This window comes from Dickeya sp. Secpp 1600 (assembly GCF_003049805.1).
GTDB lineage: Bacteria > Pseudomonadota > Gammaproteobacteria > Enterobacterales > Enterobacteriaceae > Dickeya > Dickeya fangzhongdai.
Genome location: NZ_CP023484.1, coordinates 4,522,127 through 4,540,242, shown reverse-complemented (window position 1 = coordinate 4,540,242; position 18,116 = coordinate 4,522,127). Strand labels below are relative to the sequence as shown.

Annotated in this window: 17 protein-coding genes and 1 tRNA gene; 9 read left to right on the top strand and 9 right to left on the bottom strand. The window is 56.1% G+C overall.

The genetic code is table 11. From position 1 onward, the window contains the following. Positions 1 to 57: 57 nt before the first annotated feature. The 5 genes from blc to frdA all read right to left on the bottom strand — a co-directional run bounded on the left by blc (position 58) and on the right by frdA (position 4,027). Positions 58 to 606, bottom strand: a complete 549-nt coding sequence (blc, locus tag CPA59_RS20185) for an outer membrane lipoprotein Blc (protein ID WP_107760571.1) — start codon at positions 604 to 606, stop codon at positions 58 to 60. A gap of 118 nt (positions 607 to 724) precedes the next feature. After that, positions 725 to 1,081, bottom strand: a complete 357-nt coding sequence (gene frdD / locus CPA59_RS20180) for a fumarate reductase subunit FrdD (protein ID WP_049854775.1) — start codon at positions 1,079 to 1,081, stop codon at positions 725 to 727. A 14-nt stretch (positions 1,082 to 1,095) separates the two neighbouring features. Further along, positions 1,096 to 1,491 carry a fumarate reductase subunit FrdC gene (gene frdC, locus CPA59_RS20175; protein WP_100850226.1) on the bottom strand — a complete coding sequence of 132 codons (396 nt, stop codon included), beginning with the start codon at positions 1,489 to 1,491 and terminating at the stop codon, positions 1,096 to 1,098. Positions 1,492 to 1,503: 12 nt separating this feature from the next. Continuing rightward, the gene (locus CPA59_RS20170; RefSeq protein WP_038665183.1) at positions 1,504 to 2,238 is read right to left on the bottom strand and encodes a succinate dehydrogenase/fumarate reductase iron-sulfur subunit; all 735 of its coding nucleotides are present in this window, start codon (positions 2,236 to 2,238) and stop codon (positions 1,504 to 1,506) included. Further along, the gene (frdA, locus tag CPA59_RS20165) at positions 2,231 to 4,027 is read right to left on the bottom strand and encodes a fumarate reductase (quinol) flavoprotein subunit (RefSeq protein ID WP_033568875.1); all 1,797 of its coding nucleotides are present in this window, start codon (positions 4,025 to 4,027) and stop codon (positions 2,231 to 2,233) included. Before frdA ends, CPA59_RS20170 begins: the two co-directional genes overlap by 8 nt. 469 nt (positions 4,028 to 4,496) lie before the next feature. On the opposite strand from frdA, the gene epmA reads away from it, so the two are divergent. After that, positions 4,497 to 5,474 (top strand): elongation factor P--(R)-beta-lysine ligase, encoded by a 978-nt coding sequence (gene epmA / locus CPA59_RS20160; protein WP_038665188.1) that lies wholly within the window; start codon positions 4,497 to 4,499, stop codon positions 5,472 to 5,474. Positions 5,475 to 5,554: 80 nt separating this feature from the next. On the opposite strand, the gene mscM is transcribed toward epmA, so the two are convergent. From mscM to rsgA, 3 genes are all read right to left on the bottom strand, one after another. Beyond that, on the bottom strand, positions 5,555 to 8,878 hold the full coding sequence (mscM, locus tag CPA59_RS20155; protein ID WP_107760569.1) for a miniconductance mechanosensitive channel MscM: 3,324 nt from the start codon (positions 8,876 to 8,878) through the stop codon (positions 5,555 to 5,557). A 29-nt stretch (positions 8,879 to 8,907) separates the two neighbouring features. Then, positions 8,908 to 9,819, bottom strand: a complete 912-nt coding sequence (gene asd, locus CPA59_RS20150; RefSeq protein ID WP_038920368.1) for an archaetidylserine decarboxylase — start codon at positions 9,817 to 9,819, stop codon at positions 8,908 to 8,910. 71 nt (positions 9,820 to 9,890) lie between these two features. Further along, positions 9,891 to 10,940, bottom strand: coding sequence for a small ribosomal subunit biogenesis GTPase RsgA (rsgA, locus tag CPA59_RS20145; RefSeq protein WP_049854770.1), 1,050 nt, complete (start codon positions 10,938 to 10,940; stop codon positions 9,891 to 9,893). Positions 10,941 to 11,087: 147 nt separating this feature from the next. Here rsgA and orn point away from each other — a divergent pair, with 147 nt between their 5' ends. The 8 genes from orn (at position 11,088) to CPA59_RS20105 (ending at position 17,433) form a co-directional block, all read left to right on the top strand. Continuing rightward, positions 11,088 to 11,630 carry an oligoribonuclease gene (gene orn / locus CPA59_RS20140; protein WP_033112427.1) on the top strand — a complete coding sequence of 181 codons (543 nt, stop codon included), beginning with the start codon at positions 11,088 to 11,090 and terminating at the stop codon, positions 11,628 to 11,630. A gap of 179 nt (positions 11,631 to 11,809) precedes the next feature. Beyond that, a tRNA-Gly gene (locus CPA59_RS20135) sits at positions 11,810 to 11,885 on the top strand. A 442-nt stretch (positions 11,886 to 12,327) separates the two neighbouring features. Next, on the top strand, positions 12,328 to 13,863 hold the full coding sequence (locus tag CPA59_RS20130; protein ID WP_159077962.1) for an amino acid adenylation domain-containing protein: 1,536 nt from the start codon (positions 12,328 to 12,330) through the stop codon (positions 13,861 to 13,863). Between the two features lie 3 nt (positions 13,864 to 13,866). Next, positions 13,867 to 14,133, top strand: a complete 267-nt coding sequence (locus CPA59_RS20125; RefSeq protein ID WP_049842643.1) for an acyl carrier protein — start codon at positions 13,867 to 13,869, stop codon at positions 14,131 to 14,133. A 23-nt stretch (positions 14,134 to 14,156) separates the two neighbouring features. Next, positions 14,157 to 15,104 (top strand): chlorinating enzyme, encoded by a 948-nt coding sequence (locus tag CPA59_RS20120; protein ID WP_038920365.1) that lies wholly within the window; start codon positions 14,157 to 14,159, stop codon positions 15,102 to 15,104. A 14-nt stretch (positions 15,105 to 15,118) separates the two neighbouring features. Further along, positions 15,119 to 15,799 (top strand): serine-tRNA(Ala) deacylase AlaX, encoded by a 681-nt coding sequence (locus CPA59_RS20115; protein ID WP_038920364.1) that lies wholly within the window; start codon positions 15,119 to 15,121, stop codon positions 15,797 to 15,799. Continuing rightward, entirely contained in the window at positions 15,792 to 16,712 is a 921-nt protein-coding gene (locus CPA59_RS20110) for a DMT family transporter (protein ID WP_038665208.1), read from the top strand. The genes CPA59_RS20115 and CPA59_RS20110 overlap by 8 nt, the downstream gene beginning before the upstream one ends. Further along, positions 16,705 to 17,433 carry a thioesterase II family protein gene (locus CPA59_RS20105; protein ID WP_107760565.1) on the top strand — a complete coding sequence of 243 codons (729 nt, stop codon included), beginning with the start codon at positions 16,705 to 16,707 and terminating at the stop codon, positions 17,431 to 17,433. The genes CPA59_RS20110 and CPA59_RS20105 overlap by 8 nt, the downstream gene beginning before the upstream one ends. A 39-nt stretch (positions 17,434 to 17,472) precedes the next feature. Here CPA59_RS20105 and CPA59_RS20100 read toward each other — a convergent pair whose 3' ends face one another. Beyond that, entirely contained in the window at positions 17,473 to 18,045 is a 573-nt protein-coding gene (locus CPA59_RS20100; protein WP_038665214.1) for a helix-turn-helix domain-containing protein, read from the bottom strand. Between the last annotated feature and the right edge of the window lie 71 nt (positions 18,046 to 18,116).

Genomic DNA, 18,116 nt, shown 5'->3' with positions numbered 1-18,116 from the left:
ATTTATTTCCTGTGTTGTTTCGGTCAGCCTGATTATTTCCCTGAACCGGCGAGTGGATTAACCCAGAGAATGCTTTAACCCAGAGAATGGTTTAACCCAGATTAAGCTGTCCGTCTGGAATCCATTGCGTTGAGCGGTCGCCAGCAGCGCCTGCCTGACGAGCGGAGGGATTTCAGGCGTGCGGGACAGAATCCACAAATAATCGCGGTTTGGGCCGCATACCAACGCGTAGCGATAGTCGCTGTCCAGCGCAATCACGTTGTAGCCGCCGTAAAACGGGCCGAAGAACGACACTTTCAGCGCGGCGCGTTGCGGCGAGCCGGTGAAGTAGCCCTTACCGATACTTTCGCGCCAGACCCGCTTAACCGGGTCGAAACCGCGGTTAACCACGGTGATGCCGCCGTCCTCGCGCGGGCTGTAAGTGGCGGTGACCTGCTCCAGACCACGCTCGAAACGGTGGTCCAGTCGGGCGATTTCATACCAGGTTCCCATATAGCGGGAAGGCTCGAAGTTGTCCACGATCTGAACGCCCTGTGGCGTTGTGGTACTGCATGCGGTCGTAAACAGTGCGATAAACGATGTCAGCAATAAGCGCCAGTGCTTCATGCGCGGCTTCCTGTGCCTTTTGGTTTGAACATGGTTTAACAGTAGGAAGCGGGAAGCGAAGATGCAATAAAAAACGGCCCGCATAGTGCGAGCCGTGAGACATGGCGAGGCGGCGGTTTTACAGCGTAACCACACCAATGATAGTGACGACCGACAGGATCGCCGCCAGACCGTAGAACACCCATTTGCCGGCCGGCACATGGATTTTCAGGTCATGCATGGCGTGATGGATACGGTGCAGGCCGCACCACAGCGGCAGCACGATCATCAGCAGCAGGAACGCGCGGCCAATCAGGCTGTGGCTGAACGCGGCGATGCGATCGTAGGTCAGCGCCTGCGGGAACAGACCAAGCGGCAGCAGAACCCCGACCAGCAGGATGATAACCGGCGCGAAAATGGCGCTCCACATGCCGCCGGCGCCGAACAGGCCCCAGAACGGCGGTTCGTCGGAACGTTTGGGTTGTTGATTAATCACGAGATTCCTCCTGTTCAGAACAGCAAGGCGATGGCCAGCACCGCCAGCGTGACAACGACGGTGACTGCCCACAGTCCTTTAACCACTGGCTCCGGCCCCATTTTTTCATCTTTTACGATGATAATGCTCGCCTTGGGCGCCAGATCGAACCAGGTCTTGGTGTGCAACACCGCCGCCAGCAAGGCGATGATGTTGAGCAACAGTACCAGCGGGTTTTGCAGGAAGCTGACAAACTGGCTCCAGCCTTCCGGACCGGCTTTGAGCGAAAACACGCCATGCAGCAGCACGATGCTGAACCAGACGGCGGGTACCGCGGTGCCTTCGCGCAGCATATAGAAACGGTAGAAACCGAGCTTCTGCCACCAGGTGGGCGTCATGCCACGGACATACGCTTTACGTTTGGTGATCATTTGTTGCCTCCCTTATTGTGGTCTCAGCATGGCGATCATGAAGTCTTTGGCGCTTTCCACCTTACCCTGCTGGATAGCCGCCGCCGGATCGACGTGCTTCGGACACACTTCGGAGCAGTAACCCACGAAAGTACAGGACCAGACGCCGTTGTCGCTGTTCAGTTGCGCCATACGCTCTTTCTTGCCGTGGTCGCGGTTGTCCAGGTTGTAACGGTGCGCCAGCGTGATGGCAGCGGGACCGATGAACTCCGGATTCAGGCCGAACTGCGGACAGGCGGCGTAGCACAGCCCGCAGTTGATGCAACCGGAGAACTGGTGGTATTTCGCCATCTGGGCCGGCGTCTGCTTGTTCGGTCCCTGGTCCGGCGTGCGGTTGTTGCCGATGATGTACGGCTTAATCGCTTCCAGACTTTCGATGAAGTGGGTCATGTCCACCACCAGATCGCGTTCGATCGGGAAGTTGCCCAGCGCTTCGACCTTCATGCCGCCGGTGTACTCACGCAGGAAGGTTTTACAGGCCAGCTTCGGCACGTTGTTGACCATCATGCCGCAGGAGCCGCAAATCGCCATGCGGCAGGACCAGCGGTAGGACAGGTCCGGCGCCAGGTTGTCCTTGATGTAGCCCAGCGCGTCCAGCAGCGAGGTTTCGCGGGTATACGGCACCTCGTAAGTTTCGAAGTGCGGGGCGTTGTCCTGCTCCGGGTTATAGCGCATGACTTCCATTTTCAGGGTTTGCATATCAGCCATTCGCTTGCTCCTTCTTGTTTTTCTCCTGAGCTTCCGCTTCGGCGCCGTAAACGCGTTTCGCCGGCGGCAGCTTGGTGATCTTCACATCGCTGTATTCCAGGCGGGGCGCGCCTTCCGGGTTATAAAACGCCAGCGTGTGCTTCAGGAAATTGACGTCGTCGCGTTCGGTGCAGCCTTCATCCAAACGCTGGTGCGCGCCGCGGGACTCTTTGCGGTTGATGGCGGAATGCGCCATACACTCGGCAACGTCCAGGCTGTGGCCCAGTTCGATGGTGTAGAGCAGATCGGTGTTGAACACGCTGGAATGGTCGGTGATCTTCACGCGCTTGAAGCGTTCTTTCAGTTCCGCCAGTTTGTCGACGGTTTTCTGCATCAGGTCGGTGGTGCGGTAGATGCCGCAGCCTTCTTCCATCGACAGCCCCATTTCGTCGCGGATTTTGGCCCAGCTTTCGGTGCCTTCCTGCTTCATCAACGCGTGCAGGCGCTGTTCCACGTCTTTGGCCTGCGCATCCAGCGCGCTGGCGTTGGCCGGCGCTGCCGCCTGCGAGCGTTCCACCGCTTTTTCACCGGCGACGCGGCCGAAGACCACCAGTTCCGCCAGTGAGTTGGAACCGAGACGGTTGGCGCCGTGCAGACCGACGGACGAACATTCGCCGACGGCGAACAGGCCCTGAATACGGGTTTCACACTGCTGGTCGGTTTCGATGCCGCCCATGGTGTAGTGCGCGGTGGGGCGAATCGGAATCGGCTCTTTCACCGGGTCGACGCCGACGTAGGCTTTTGCCAGTTCGCAAATGAACGGCAGGCGTTCTTTCAGTTTCTTCTCGCCCAGATGACGCAGGTCGAGGTAGACGACGTCGCCCAGCGGGGTGGACACGGTGCGTCCGGCGCGCCATTCGTGCCAGAAGGCCTGCGAAACTTTGTCGCGCGGACCCAGCTCCATGTATTTGTTTTTCGGCTCGCCCAGCGGCGTTTCCGGCCCGAGGCCGTAGTCCTGCAGGTAGCGGTAGCCGTCTTTGTTGACCATGATGCCGCCTTCGCCGCGGCAGCCTTCGGTCATCAGGATACCGGAGCCCGGCAGGCCGGTGGGGTGGTACTGTACGAATTCCATGTCGCGCAGCGGTACGCCGTGACGGAAGGCCATGCCCATACCGTCGCCGGTAACGATGCCGCCGTTGGTGTTGTAGCGATAGACGCGGCCGGCGCCGCCGGTAGCCATCACGATGGCGTTGGCGCGAATCTGAATCAGCGACCCTTCCATCATGTTGATGGCGACGACCCCACGGGCATGCCCGTCATCCACCAGGATATCCAGCACGAAGTGCTCGTCGAAGCGCTGAATCTGCGGGTATTTCAGCGAAGTCTGGAACAGGGTGTGCAGCATGTGGAAGCCGGTTTTATCCGCGGCGAACCAGGTGCGTTCGATCTTCATCCCGCCGAAGCGGCGCACGTTGACCGAACCGTCCGGTTTGCGGCTCCACGGGCAGCCCCATTGTTCAAGCTGGGTCATTTCACGCGGGCAATGCTGCACGAAGTGATCCACCACGTCCTGTTCACACAACCAGTCTCCCCCGGCCACGGTATCGTGGAAGTGGAAGTCGAAGCTATCGTGATCCTGTGTGACTGCCGCCGATCCCCCTTCGGCAGCCACGGTGTGGCTGCGCATCGGGTAGACTTTGGAAATCAGCGCAATCTTGAGTTGGGGATTTGCTTCTGCTGCGGCGATCGCCGCCCGTAAACCTGCTCCCCCGGCCCCGATAATGGCCAAATCGGCATTAAAGGTTTGCACTGCATGCCTCCAGTTACTTAAGTTAAATAAATTAAATTAAGAAAATAATATGAAATTAAGTTTAGCCACTTATTTTCCGTTTTAATTTCCAAGACATTAAATCGAGTGAAAAAATATCCGGTCAAACAGTACTGAGAGATTAAATCACCCTTTTTTTGTATGGAAATGATTATAGCGATTTGTAGATGACTGAAATTTGATGTGATCCAGCATTTTGCTGTTTTTTAATATCTATACGGACATATTCCGGAAAATGTGATTTATCCGCAAATAGCACTTTCATACCCCAAATAATTTGAGTTGCAGCAAGAGGGCCGCCGGGTGAATCTCCGGGAGTCTGGATTAGGCGGCGCCTGGTAATTATGAATATAGGTAAGCCAAATAGAGAAAAACCCTTCGCGGGATAAATTTGTCTGGCTGTGGTGATGCGGGTAGACTGCACCTCCAGTTTGAGTGTGGAGTGGAAATCATGAGCGAAACGGCAAGTTGGCAGCCCAGCGCCCCTGTCGCCAATCTGTTGAAGCGGGCGTCGATAATGAAAGAAATCCGGCGTTTCTTCTCAGACCGCGGCGTGCTGGAAGTGGAAACGCCGGCCATGAGCCAGGCGACGGTGACGGATGTGCATCTGTTCCCGTTCCAGACCCACTTTGTCGGCCCCGGCGCCGCCGATGGCATGGCGCTGTATCTGATGACCAGCCCGGAATACCACATGAAACGCCTGCTGGCGGCGGGCAGCGGGCCGATTTACCAACTGTGCCGCAGTTTCCGCAACGAAGAATCCGGCCGTTATCACAACCCTGAGTTCACCATGCTGGAGTGGTATCGCCCGCACTATGACATGTACCGGCTGATGAACGAAATGGATGACCTGCTGCAACAGGTGCTGGAGTGCGACAGCGCGGAGATGCTTTCCTATCAGCAGGCGTTCCAGCGTCATCTGGAAGTGGATCCGTTGTCGGCGGACAAGGCGCAGCTGCGTGAAGCGGCGGAGAAAATCGGCGTGGGGGATGTCGCCAACCGGGAAGAGGATCGCGACACCCTGCTGCAACTGCTGTTCGCGTTTGGCGTGGAGCCGCAAATCGGCCGCGACAAACCGGCGTTTGTCTACCATTTCCCGGCAACGCAGGCGGCGCTGGCGGAAATCAGCACCGAGGATCACCGGGTGGCGGAGCGTTTCGAGGTCTATTACAAAGGCATCGAACTGGCTAACGGTTTTTGCGAACTGACTGACAGCAAAGAGCAGCGTCAGCGTTTCGAGCAGGATAACCGTAAACGCGCGGCGCGCGGCCTGCCGATGCAGCCGATCGACGAAAACCTGCTGGCGGCGCTGGAAGCCGGTATCCCGCCGTGTTCCGGCGTGGCGCTGGGCGTTGATCGTCTGGTGATGATGGCGCTGAATGCCGAGTCTATCGGCGAGGTGATGGCGTTTACGGTGGATCGCGCCTGACGCCGCTTTTCCTTTATTATTCAGTCTGACTGAAAACCACGGAAGCCATCGCTTACCGTGGTTTTCTTTTTGCAGAGGGGTTACAGCCCGCCAGCAGTGCGGGTTGAGGTGGCGGCGTTACGCCCGACGATCTGCACCGAATCCATTTGTACCTGGAACGGCGGGAACGGCATCACCAGATGGTGTTCGCGGTAGCTTTCCAGAATCAGCTGGTGCAGTTCGTGGCGCAGCGGCATGCGGTGGCCCATTTCCGCGGCGAAGATACGCAGTTCGAAAATCTGGATGCCCTGACGCAGGTCTACCAGAAATACTTCCGGCGGCGGGTTATCCAGCACCAGCGAGCAGCGTTTCACCGCGCCCAGCAGCAGCGTGGTGACCTCCTGCGTACTGGCGTCGGCGGGCGCCGGGATGGTCAGCACTACGCGGGTGACCGAATCGGACAGCGACCAGTTGATGAACTGCTCGGTGATGAACGCCTTGTTGGGCACGATGATCTCTTTGCGATCCCAGTCGGAAATCGTGGTGGCGCGGGTATTGATGCGCATCACGCTGCCGGTCAGATCGCGGATGGTCACGGTATCGCCGATGCGGATCGGTTTTTCGAACAGGATGATCAGGCCGGAGATGAAGTTGGCGAAGATCTCCTGTAAGCCGAACCCCAGCCCCACGCCGAGTGCCGCCACCAGCCACTGTAATTTTGACCATTCGATGCCGATCAGCGAGAACCCCATCAGCCCGCCCACCAGCATCAGCAGGTATTTGCTGACGGTGATAATGGCGTAGCCGGTGCCGGGCGACAGCTCGATATGCTGCAGCACCGCCAGCTCCAGTAGTGCGGGCAGGTTGCGTACCAGCTGCGCGGTGATGACAAACACCAGCAGCGCGATCAACACCGAGCCGAGGGTAATCGGCTGTATGCTCTCTACGCCTTTCACCGTGCTGGTGACGTCCCACAGGCTGATATTTTCCATAAACGCGAAAGCGGAATGGATTTCCGACCACAGCGCAATCACCGACACCAGCGCAATCAGCGTCAGGATGGAGCGCACCAGTTTCAGCGAGCGGGCGCTGATGGCATCCAGATCCACCACCGGTTCTTCCACCACGTCGACGCCGGCTTCGTGCGACGACGGGTTGGTGTCTTCCTCGCCGCGGGCGCGTTGCGCCAGCATGTCCGCCCGGCGCTGTCTGGCGCGGTCAAAGGCGATGCGGCGGCGTTGAATCCACATCCAGCGGCGAATGATGTGATAAATCACCAGCAGGAAGAACCAGATGGCGACCGAGGTTTCCAGCCGCGCCAGCAGCGCCTGCGAGGTGGTCAGGTAGCCCAGACAGGATGCCAGCGCGGCAATCAGCGGGATGCAGATCATCAGATTCCACATCGCGCGGTTCACCGGGTTTTCGCCGGATCCTTCCTTATCCAGATACAACGGAATACCGGCGCGTTTCAGGCTGGTGGTTACCAGACTGAGCGCCATACACAGCAGAATAAAGCACAACCGCCCCAGCGTGCTGGAAAACTCCCGGTCGTTGAGGTTATCAAAGGTGATCAGCGCCATTACCAGCGGCACGATAAAGCCGATGGACAGGCGGTAGTAACGCATGGCGCGCGCCACCTGTTTCGGCGACCAGCCGAAATGCACGATGAACAGCCCCTGACGGTGGGAAAACGCGGCACAGACCATCACCACCCACATCAGCGGCACCGTGGCGGTAACGCTATCGCCGATCGCCACCGCCACCGGGTAGGGCCAGGCGTTTTGCAGGCCATAACCGAGCGCGGCCCACAGCACCGGCAGCGGCATCGCCACCATCACCGACCAGAACACGGTACGCAGCGTCAGCATGAAATAGTCGAGGGTGACTTTGCCCACCCGGCTGCTGGCGCGCTCCAGAAAAGCATGATAATGACGACGCGAGCTGATGCTGAGTCCGACCAGCAGCAACGCGCCCAGCAGCGGCAACAGCGTGCTCTGGCTGGTCGCCATCATCAGCATCGCGCCGCTAAGTTGGGTAAAGGTATCCAGCGACAGCAGGCGCGACAGGTCGCGCAGCAGGTTGAGCGGGTAGGCGAAACCGATCGGGTCGACATCCGCCACCCAGAACAGATAGCGATGCGCCGCATCGCGGATCTCGGTCAGCGCGTCCTCCAGCTGGCTGCTGGCGACTTTCAGCTTGGTCAGTTCCAGAATCTGAGTGTCGCAACCGGAAATCAGCGACGTGAGCAGATCGCGCTGGGTGCGTTGCTGATCGTTGACGATCTTTTGCTGGGCGGCGGTTAACGGGGTGCCGTCGTCCTGCCGGGCGGGTTCGCCGGCCGCCGACAGTTTGTTGAGCAGGTCTTCGTAATGCAGACGCTGGGCGCGCAGTTGCGCCATGTCGCCGTCCAGTTGTTGAGGCTTGGGCATTTCCGGCAGTCGCGCCACCTGCGCGCGCAGGGTTTCCCCCAGCGCCGGCGACGAGCCGAGCCACTGCGCCTGTTCGCGCAGCGTGCTCAGCGCCTGACGTACCTGTAGCGTTTGGGCGGCGGTCTGGCGCTGACGGGCGGCGATCTGATCCATGCGCTGCGCCTGCTGGTTGAGCGCCACGGAGAGTTCGCGGTTGGTTTGCAGCAGGCCGGCGACCGCCGCAGGCAGTTGGCCTTCCTGTTCCGCCAGTTGCTCGGTACGCTCCAGCGCCTGCTCCGCCTCGCGCTGGCGCAAGGTGTTCAGCGTGCTGCGCAACAGCTGCAGTTGATTGTCCAGCCGGTCGCGCCGCTTTTTGTAGACATCCGCCTGCAGGCGCGACAGTTCCTGACGGTTGCTGGCGGAAAGCTGCGCCAGCTCCAGCTCTTCCACCCTGCTTTTACGCAGCGCCGCTTCGGCCTGCAATGCGGCCAACTGAGCCTGTCCGAGCGCGGTGGTCGGGTTGCCCAGCGCCTGCAGACGCCGTTCGACTTCGCTCAGCGCGCGGTTGGCTTCGGTTTGCTGTTGCGGCAGTTGGGCCAGCGAATCGCTGATTTCCCGCTGGCGGTCCTGTTCCTGCTGCAACTGGCGGCCTTGCTCCAGCAACTGGCTGCTGAACTGGACAATCTGTTGTTCCAGCTCGTTGACCGATGTCGTTTTCGGCGGCGCGGCCGGTTTGGCGTTTTCGGCATCCAACTGCTGGCGCAGTTCGCGGGTCAATTTGGGAAAGTCGTCAATCGCGCGCTGGTACTGGTCGGCACGCTGGCGGGTGTCCCGGCGTTCGTCCAGCAGCCGCAGCGCCGACTGTAACTCTTTGACGATATCGGCCTGCGCCGGGGTGTTCTTGTTGGCTTCCGCCTGTTGCAGCTCCTGCTTCAGTTGCGTTTCGTCAGGCAACTGGGCGGCCAGCGACGTGGTTGATAACAGGCATCCCAACAGGAAAATCAGAATCAGACGCACGGCTGGCCTCCTCAGGCGGGTTGATGGGGTCAGGGGGTATCGCTGTCGTTGGCGGCATTCATGCGCGCCAAAACGTCCTCATCCAGCGCTTCGGCCATGGCTTCACCCATGCGAGTGGCGCTTTGGCTGGCCAGTCCGGGCATCAATTGCACCCGGTCTTTCGCAAACAGGTTAATCACCGTGGAGCCGAGTTTGAAGCGGCCCATCTCGTCGCCTTTCTCCAAAATTACCGCGCCTTCGCCTTCCATCGGATAGGCCCAGCGTTTGATGATGCCTTCGCGCGGAGGGGTTACCACCCCCGCCCAGACGGTTTCGATGCTGCCGACGATGGTGGCGCCGACCAGAATCTGCACCATCGGACCGAACGGCGTATCGAACAGGCAGATCACGCGTTCGTTGCGGGCAAACAGGTTCGGTACGTTGGCGGCGGTCAGTGGATTGACCGAAAACAGGTCGCCCGGCACGTAAATCATATCGCGCAAAATGCCGTCGCACGGCATGTGGACGCGGTGGTAATCGCGCGGGGAGAGATAGGTGGTGACAAACAGACCGTCACGGAACAGGTCGGCGATAATGTAGTTGCCGGCCAGCAGCGCTTCGAGCGTGTAGTCGTGCTGTTTGGCCTGCAGGATCCGGTCGTCGTCAATGGTGCCCAGTTGAGAGATGGCGCCGTCGGCAGGGAACACCAGCCGGTTCGGCAGCGGGTCTACCGGGCGGATGCCAGGCTTCAGCGGGCGCACAAAGAAGTCGTTGAACGAGCGGTAGGATGCGGTATCCGGTTGCTGCGCTTCCTGCATGTTGACTTTGTAGATGCGGGCAAACAGGTCAATCACCAGTTTGGTGAGCATGCCGGCCTGACGGTCGGCTCCCCAACCAGCCAGTTGCGTCAGCCAAACCTTCGGGAGCAGATGTTGTAGAGCAATCTTGATTCTGTCCAGCACAGTGAGCCTCGTCGTTTTTTTAAGGGTACGCCGTAAAAAGGGGCGCATTGTAGCGGTGGATACGATAAATGTCAGTTATCCGGAGCAGAAAAGGATTTACGCGTTTTTACCTGCGCCATGCTCTCAAGGATACGGTGATAATTGTCGAAACGCTCTGGTGCTATCTCCCCGCGCTCCAGCGCGGCGCGAATGGCGCAGCCGGGGTCGGTGTCGTGTTTGCAGTCGCGGAATTTGCAACTGCCCAGGTATTCGCGGAACTCGATAAAACCGCGCGTCACCTGTTCCGGATCCAGATGCCACAGCCCGAATTCGCGCACGCCCGGCGAGTCGATGACATCGCCGCCGTGCGGGAAATGGTACAGACGAGCGGCGGTGGTGGTGTGCTGGCCCAGTCCGGAAGCGTCGGATACGTCGTTGACCAGAATTTGGGCGTCGTCAGGGTAGAGCAGTGCGTTGAGCAGGCTCGATTTACCGACGCCGGACTGCCCGGCAAAGATGCTGACGCGGCCGGTTAGCGCGGCTTCCAGCTCGGCGACGCCCTGCTGGGTGTGGCTGGACATCATCAACACCCGGTAGTGCAGCGCGCGATAGATATCCATCACCTCTTCCACAAACGCCCGGCCTTCGTCATCCAGCAGATCGGTTTTGTTGAGCACGATCAGCGGCTCGATTTCCAGCGTTTCGCAGGCCACCAGATAACGATCGATAATATTGAGCGACAGCTCCGGCAGAATGGCGGAGACAATCACAATCTGATCGATGTTGGCGGCAATGGGTTTGAGACCGTCATAGTAGTCCGGGCGGGTCAACACCGACTGGCGCGGATGCACCGCCTCGACGATGCCGCTGATGCCGGCCAGCGTTTCGTTGCCGGCGCGCCAGACCACCCGATCGCCGGTGACCAGCGAGTGGATGGTTCGGCGAATGTTGCAGCGGTGCAGCTCGCCGTTCGGCGCTTCCACATCGGCGTGCATGCCGAAACGACTGATGATGACGCCTTCCTGCGGTTCGCTCAGTTGGCTGTCATCCCACTCGACCTTGCTGTCGGCATGTTTCAGGCGGCGCTGATGGTTGGCGCTGACCCGCCGTTGCTGACCTTTTGACAGTTTCTTTTTACTCACGCAGTCTCTCTTGGTTCGGCGCTTATCGCCGGTGGCGATGGAAGCGACTATAATACACGCTATTTTATTTTAATTAACCGCCGCCAGCGGGCCTGTCAGCCTGCCGCCGGCGAAATTTTCAGCAACGGCGACACGGGAAAGGCGACGATGGTAAATGAAAACAACCTGATCTGGATCGATTTGGAAATGACGGGGCTGGATCCCGAGCGGGATCGGATCATCGAGATCGCAACACTGGTGACCGATGCCAACCTGAACGTACTGGCGGAAGGCCCGACGCTGGCGGTGCATCAGCCGGACAGCCAACTGGCGCTGATGGATGACTGGAACGTGCGCACCCACACCGCCAGCGGGCTGGTGGATCGGGTCAAAGCCAGCGCCTTTGACGAAGGCGCCGCGGAACGGGAAACCATCGCATTCCTGCAGCAGTGGGTGCCGGCGGGCAAATCGCCGATTTGCGGCAACAGCATCGGGCAGGATCGCCGCTTTCTGTTCCGTTACATGCCGGAACTGGAAGCTTACTTCCACTATCGTTATCTGGACGTCAGCACGCTCAAGGAACTGGCGCGCCGCTGGAAGCCGGAGATGCTGGCCGGATTCAAAAAGCGCAACACCCATCAGGCGCTGGACGATATCCGCGAATCGGTAGCGGAACTGGCTTACTACCGTGAGCACTTTATCCAGCTGTAACGGCATCCTCCACGAGGAAACCAGGAAAATCGCCCGGTTCTGCGGGCATTTTCAGCGTGTTGGTGATTTTGTCGGCACTTGAACGACATTTTTCGTCAGGGGGGTTGCGGGAAAAAACGTTTCTCGTATAATGCGCTCCCCGTAACGACAGAAAGTAGTGCGACGTTACGCCACACCCTGCGGGAATAGCTCAGTTGGTAGAGCACGACCTTGCCAAGGTCGGGGTCGCGAGTTCGAGTCTCGTTTCCCGCTCCAAATTCAGTTGTGCAGATGAACGTCTGCATGATGCAGAAAACCACCGAAAGGTGGTTTTTTTGTTTCTGCCGTTCGTTATAGCAAACCCGGCGACTGATTCTTACCAACACGATTTTCCCACCGCTTTTTCCCACGAGCGGGTCTTCCCTGATTCCTGTCCTCGCCCTTCCTGCAATCGGCGTGTCAGCAGCGTGCCTGACGGGGAAACCCCGACATCCGCGTTCTCCCCTTATTCGCTTTACACCGCTTTGATAAGAAAACCATTGCGAACTGACAAGGTGCGGTGTGGCATGCCTGACGTCGGGCGGTTCGATTAACAGCGTATAAAAATGACTTCTTAATAAAAAAATCAGCATATAAAAAACGCTTGTTCGTTTTAGTGGTATTGTATAGTCTTTAAAAAAACAAATGTGATGCCAATGTGAACGAAAAGGAGGATGGTGTGAACGCTAAGCCCTCATCCACGCAGCCGAGAAGGACACTCTTAGGGTGCTTTCTGGCAGCGGCGGAAAAGTATCCCGACCGCATCGCCGTCAAAGATCGCGAAACACGTCTCACCTACCAGGCCATGAAGGGCTTGATCCTCAATATCGCCAGCGCGTTGCGTGAATTGCAGGTGGTGCCGGGTAACCGCGTCGCCGTCGAACTTACCCCTTCCAAAGAGCTGATCGCGGCATTGCTCGCCGTGCAATATGTCGGGGCTGCTTATGTTCCTCTGGATAAGAAGGCGCCGCTGGAAAGAAACCAACTGATCGTGAATGACGCCAGGCCCGCTTTGATTATTTCCGATAGCGACATGACTCCTCATCGGGATGTCAAAAATGTGCACATACAGGCTTTGACGTCTGCTTCTGCTTCATCCGACATATACGATCAGTCACGGCTCGAAAACACGGCTTATATCATCTACACCTCAGGTACCACAGGAAAACCCAAAGGTGTGCCGATTACCCACGGCAATCTTGAAGCATTATTTTCCGCTACCGCCGCTATTTATAATTTCAGCCAACAAGACGCAACGCTGTTGTATCACTCCTATGCATTTGACTTTTCAGTATGGGAAATATGGTCGGTTCTGGGTTATGGCGGAAAGTTGGTTATACCTGACGATGAAACCAGAATTGTTCCGGATGCTCTGGCCAGACTAATTAAAGAAGAAAATATTACGTTATTAAATCAAACACCCACCGCATTTTCTGTGAATGCCGATAAACTCTGCCAATTTAAACCAGACGAACTCTCGCTACGTTGCATTATTTTTGGTGGGGAACGATTGAATTTCCAAACGCTGAAACGTTGGCATAATCATTTTGGATTACATTCCCCCATGCTGGTGAATATGTACGGCATCACCGAAACGACGGTGCATACCAGTTGGCACATTGTCAGCGACGCCGATTTAATCAACCCCGACTCCAATATTGGGCGAGTGCTGCCAGATTTTCATTACATTATTAGACCTATCGGAAACGAGCTTTCCGCAGAGGAAGGTGGTGAGCTTCTGTTATCCGGTCCACAGGTTACTCATGGATACCTGAATATAAACAACGACGAAAGCCGAAAATTTATCTGGCTGGAAACAGAGGGTGTATCGCGAAGATATTATTGTTCCGGTGACGTGGTAAAGCATAACCATGACGGTGAACTGCTCTATCTTGGTCGATGCGACGACCAGGTGAAAATCAATGGATTCAGGATTGAAACTGGCGAAATCGAATCTGTCCTGGCACAGATAGACGACATTGACGACATCTCAGTGCTGGCGGCAAAGACCGAAATGCATGGTCATCACTTGATCTGTTTCTTTACCACTTCATCGAAGATTGCAGAAGGTGATGTAAAGGAGAAGTTGAAGTCTCTGGCCCGACTCGCTTTGCCTGTATATATGCGTCCGATGCGTTACAGGCGAGTCGACGTGATGCCAAAAACGGTAAACGGAAAGGTTGATAAAAAATTAATTTTGCATTCAATGGAGTAAATCATGACTGTCACTGATGCTTTAAATTCCCAAGACCATATCCAGAATAAAACAGCCCAGAAGGAAAAAGCACTAGAGCAATATTTACTGTGGCTGAGCGATATCCTGGAGCAGTCGGTTAAACCCGGCGATAACTTTCTCGACGCAGGCGGTCACTCGATGATTGCTATTTCGTTAAATGAAAGGGTTAAAAAAGAATTCGGACTTACGCTATCAATGGAGCGTTTATATAACACGACATTAAAAGACGTTTTCTTTGCAGCCAAATAGTTCCCTAACAGAGGATATGTAAAATGAGTAAGACATTACACCTGACAGAAGAACAATTGGATGGCTTTCATCGCAACGGTTATATCGGCCCGTTAACTATTTATACTCCGGATGAAATGAATGAAATCTGGAATAAAGTGCGTCGCCAATTACCTGACCGGAGTAATGCCGCCTATCCATCCGACTCCTACAGCGCGGCGACAAACATCTCCAATTATGATCGTCATCTGGATGTTGAACTCCTTAGCCGGCATATTACCAATCCACGTATCGTCGCCCCTGTTTCCGATATTCTGGGCAAGGATGTGCTGTGCTGGCGGACCGAGTTTTTCCCAAAATATCCGGGGGATGAGGGGACTGACTGGCATCAGGCCGACACCTTCGCCAACGCCAGCGGCAAGCCGCAGATTCTATGGCCCGGCGAAACGGAAGATCGCTTCGGCAAGGGAACGCTTACCGTCTGGACGGCCTTTACCGACGCCACGATTGAAAATGGCTGTCTTGAAATCATGCCCGGCACGCACCACAAGATGAATTACGACGAAACCAAGTCGATGGCATATCAGACAGATATTATCAATAACCGCGCGAAAGAGGGTAAAAGCCGGGGGTTCTTTGGCTATGACTACCGTGAACTGCAAATCGAGCCGGACTGGAAACCAGACGAAAGCAAAGCGGTTCCATTGGTAATGAAGGCGGGCCAATGCGTGATCTTTTGGTCCACGCTGATGCACGCTTCCTATCCCAACTCGTCCAAAAAAGACTTCCGTATGGGGTTTGCCACGCGCTATGCGCCAAGCGTTGTCGATATCTATCCCGATACCGACGTCGTGCAGGAGTACGGCGGCAGTATTCCGCTCGATAAGTTTGGGTGCGTTATTGTTTCAGGCCGGAGCCTCAACGGAAGAAACCGTATCGCTTCAAATAACCTGCTCGGGCAACCCTTCACTCCCCTGACTGAAACCCTATAAAAAGGAGCCCCCAAATGATTCAAATTCAACGCTATCTGGATGATACCTACTGCTTTTCTGCAACAAGCGAGGTCATTGCCGCCGGCACTGATGAGTTTGGAACATGGCTAGCCCTGAAGGAGAACATTTTTCACCCGCAGGGCGGGGGGCAGCCCGCAGATACGGGGTGGGTCAATGACATCCCCGTTAGCGTCCGCAAAGATGCGTCCGGTCTGGTGGTCGTTTATCCGCAATCTCCACTCAAGTCCGCTGAGTCGGACCTGTTGGAGTCCAGGTTATCCGCGTCCGAACGTATGCGAAATGCTGCGTTGCATACCGCCGGGCATTTGCTGAACTGGGAAATGCGTCGGTATGGATGGATGGCGACTGCCGGGCATCATTTCCCCGGGGAGTCTCGCGTCGTCTTTTCCCCTATGGGTTCCAGCGCGGTACTGGTTGATCGCTTGCCGCTTGAGGATATCGAAGCCGGCATCTGCTCACGTCTGAGGGATGGCGGCGAGGTCAAGATATGGCTGGAGGGGGATACCCGCTACTCTCTGATTCACGATACCGAAGCGATGCCTTGTGGCGGAACGCACGTGGATAACCTCAGTAAGATCGCCGATTTCTCGATCAAATCGGCCAAATTCAAGAAAAACCAGCTGCGTATCAGTTATGACGCCAGCCATACCGCCCCGAGGAATGACAATGTCTAATGAGACGACCCTGCAACTTTCACGCTCACGACTGTATCTGGTGGATTTGGGATTACTGGCGGTCGCCCTGTCATGGGGCGCAAGTTACTCATTGATGCAGATGATCATTCATGCGGGGGTGGCTGTTCCTTTGTTCCTGATGCTGCGCTTTGCCCTGGCTGTTCCTTTTATGTTCATTGGCACTCGCATCCGCTTGCGCGATTTTACACGCGGCGAAGTCGTTAATGGTGTGATTTTCGGTGCCTTGCTCTACGCCATTTTGACGCTCGAAACGCTTGGCGTGAAGCATACTACCGCTGCCAATGCGGGTTTTCTGATTGCACTGTCGGTGGTTCTGGTTCCTTTTTATGAACGGGTGCTGGGCAAGCGCAGACAGAGCAAGCTCATCTATTTTACCTGTTTCCTGTCATTGGCTGGCGGTGGGTTGATAAGCTTTTCCAATGGTGGGCAAGTCGGCTTCAACCTCGGTGACTGGCTTGTGCTGCTGGCGGCATTAATTCGCGGATTCCAGATATTCATGTTTGGCAGGCAGACGGCCGGCAAACCCTATTCGCTGATCAATATCACGCTGGTCGAACTGCTGACCGTCGCCGTGCTTGGCTTGTCGTTTGTCTATGTTTCCGATCCGGAGTCTATGCGTACTATCCCCAGTATTTCCCTTGATATCTGGGGCTATATTCTCTTTCTGAGCCTGCTGGCGACGGCATTTGCATTCCTGATGCAACTCTATGCGGCGAAGCTCACCAGTCCGACTCGGGTTGGGCTCATTTTGTCGCTGGAGCCCGCTTTTGCCGCATTTTTTGCTGTCTCCATTATGGGCGAGGTGATTGGGGTCTGGCAGGGCATCGGTGGAGCAGTCATCGTTTTTGCTGCGTTGGTAGGGCGTGTGCTTGAGGGTAAACGCTATGAATGAGCCCCAGCATCACATGGTTCTGTTTCATCATGCCGGCGGTAACGCCTCGGCTATGAACGCGATTGCCCGGCGTTTTTCGCCACAGTTCGACACCATGCTGATGGAAATGCCGGGGCGCGGCCGGCGCCGTCAGGAAGAACTGATGCGTGACGCCGGGCGTATCGTGGATGACTTTGCCTCGCGCATTCCCCCTCAGGGCCGGCTCATCCTGGTTGGACACAGCCTGGGCGCCTATATGGCCTATTTGCTGGCCGGCTACTGCCGGAGCAGAACGCCGGATCGGGATATCGTACTGGTGGCGATGTCTAACGACCCTATCCATTGCCGCAGGCGCTTTCCGTGGCAGGAGCTTAACCCGGAGTCGCAGCAAGCGATATGGCATTTTGCGACCCAACTCGGGGAGCTTCCTGACTGGTTGACGCAGGATGATGTGCTGCGCCAGCAGTTCATTCAGGTGCTGGCTGCCGATTTGGACGTTGCCAATTCCATTCAGCCTGAAAGCACTTGTTCACTGGAAGATGTGCCGTTGTTAGTGATCTACGGAGAGGACGACCCGTATCTTCCCTTTGCTCCTTCCCGCTGGTGTGAATGTACCAGCGGCATCTATCGTATGGAGAGTGTGCCGGGAGGGCATTTTATTCAATCGGAGCAGGAGCAAGATATTTACGACATCATTCTTCGCTTTATTTCAGATGTCGATACGAAAGGAAAGGATAGCTGAAGAATATATGTCAATTGGGGGCGGCGGCGCCCCGTTTGACTAAACCTGAATAGCGTTAGACATGACCACGGTCGCACTGACCGCACTATCTGTGCATATATAAGAGTGAGTGATGTTTCCGGAAAAACAGTAAAAATCGCCCGCTTTAAGCACGATGCTTTCGTCATCGGCAAGCTTGAGCATTAATGAGCCTGAATGCACCAGAATATGCTCGTGTGTTCCAGATGCATGTGGCGGGCTATTGATAATGACGCCGGGGTTCATTTGCAAATGCCATATTTCAGCGATATTGCCCAGCCCAATACGGAATTTCATCTTTTGGGCGTATTCCCCTTGCATTGGAATACTTTTTTCCATGTAAGGATAAGCGCTGGTATTAACGGCAAGCAGATCGCTTAGAGGAACTCGCAGGGCGCTGGCAATCGCATCCAACGTATCGACTCGTGGGTTCGAGTGACCAGACTCTAGCTTGGACAACGCGGCTTTTGACACGCCTGATAACCTGGAAAGATCATTAAGAGAAATATTTCTGGTCATTCTTAATTGTTTGATTTTGTTTCCAATATTAATGGATGTTGTTTCTGCTTTATCGTGATGTTGGGACGTGTTCATCAACAAACCAAATGAGTTATCAGACAAGGCGCCCAGTCTAGCAGATCCAGATAGAAAGGTGATTGTTTTGT

Bases quoted from the DNA above. Each gene is read 5' to 3' on its own strand.
- blc (WP_107760571.1), bottom strand. From the start codon at position 606: ATGAAGCACTGGCGCTTATTGCTGACATCGTTTATCGCACTGTTTACG.
- frdC (WP_100850226.1), bottom strand. From the start codon at position 1,491: ATGATCACCAAACGTAAAGCGTATGTCCGTGGCATGACGCCCACCTGG.
- CPA59_RS20170 (WP_038665183.1), bottom strand. From the start codon at position 2,238: ATGGCTGATATGCAAACCCTGAAAATGGAAGTCATGCGCTATAACCCG.
- epmA (WP_038665188.1), top strand. From the start codon at position 4,497: ATGAGCGAAACGGCAAGTTGGCAGCCCAGCGCCCCTGTCGCCAATCTG.
- orn (WP_033112427.1), top strand. From the start codon at position 11,088: ATGGTAAATGAAAACAACCTGATCTGGATCGATTTGGAAATGACGGGG.
- CPA59_RS20125 (WP_049842643.1), top strand. From the start codon at position 13,867: ATGACTGTCACTGATGCTTTAAATTCCCAAGACCATATCCAGAATAAA.
- CPA59_RS20120 (WP_038920365.1), top strand. From the start codon at position 14,157: ATGAGTAAGACATTACACCTGACAGAAGAACAATTGGATGGCTTTCAT.
- CPA59_RS20115 (WP_038920364.1), top strand. From the start codon at position 15,119: ATGATTCAAATTCAACGCTATCTGGATGATACCTACTGCTTTTCTGCA.
- CPA59_RS20110 (WP_038665208.1), top strand. From the start codon at position 15,792: ATGTCTAATGAGACGACCCTGCAACTTTCACGCTCACGACTGTATCTG.
- CPA59_RS20105 (WP_107760565.1), top strand. From the start codon at position 16,705: ATGAATGAGCCCCAGCATCACATGGTTCTGTTTCATCATGCCGGCGGT.
- CPA59_RS20100 (WP_038665214.1), bottom strand. From the start codon at position 18,045: ATGAACACGTCCCAACATCACGATAAAGCAGAAACAACATCCATTAAT.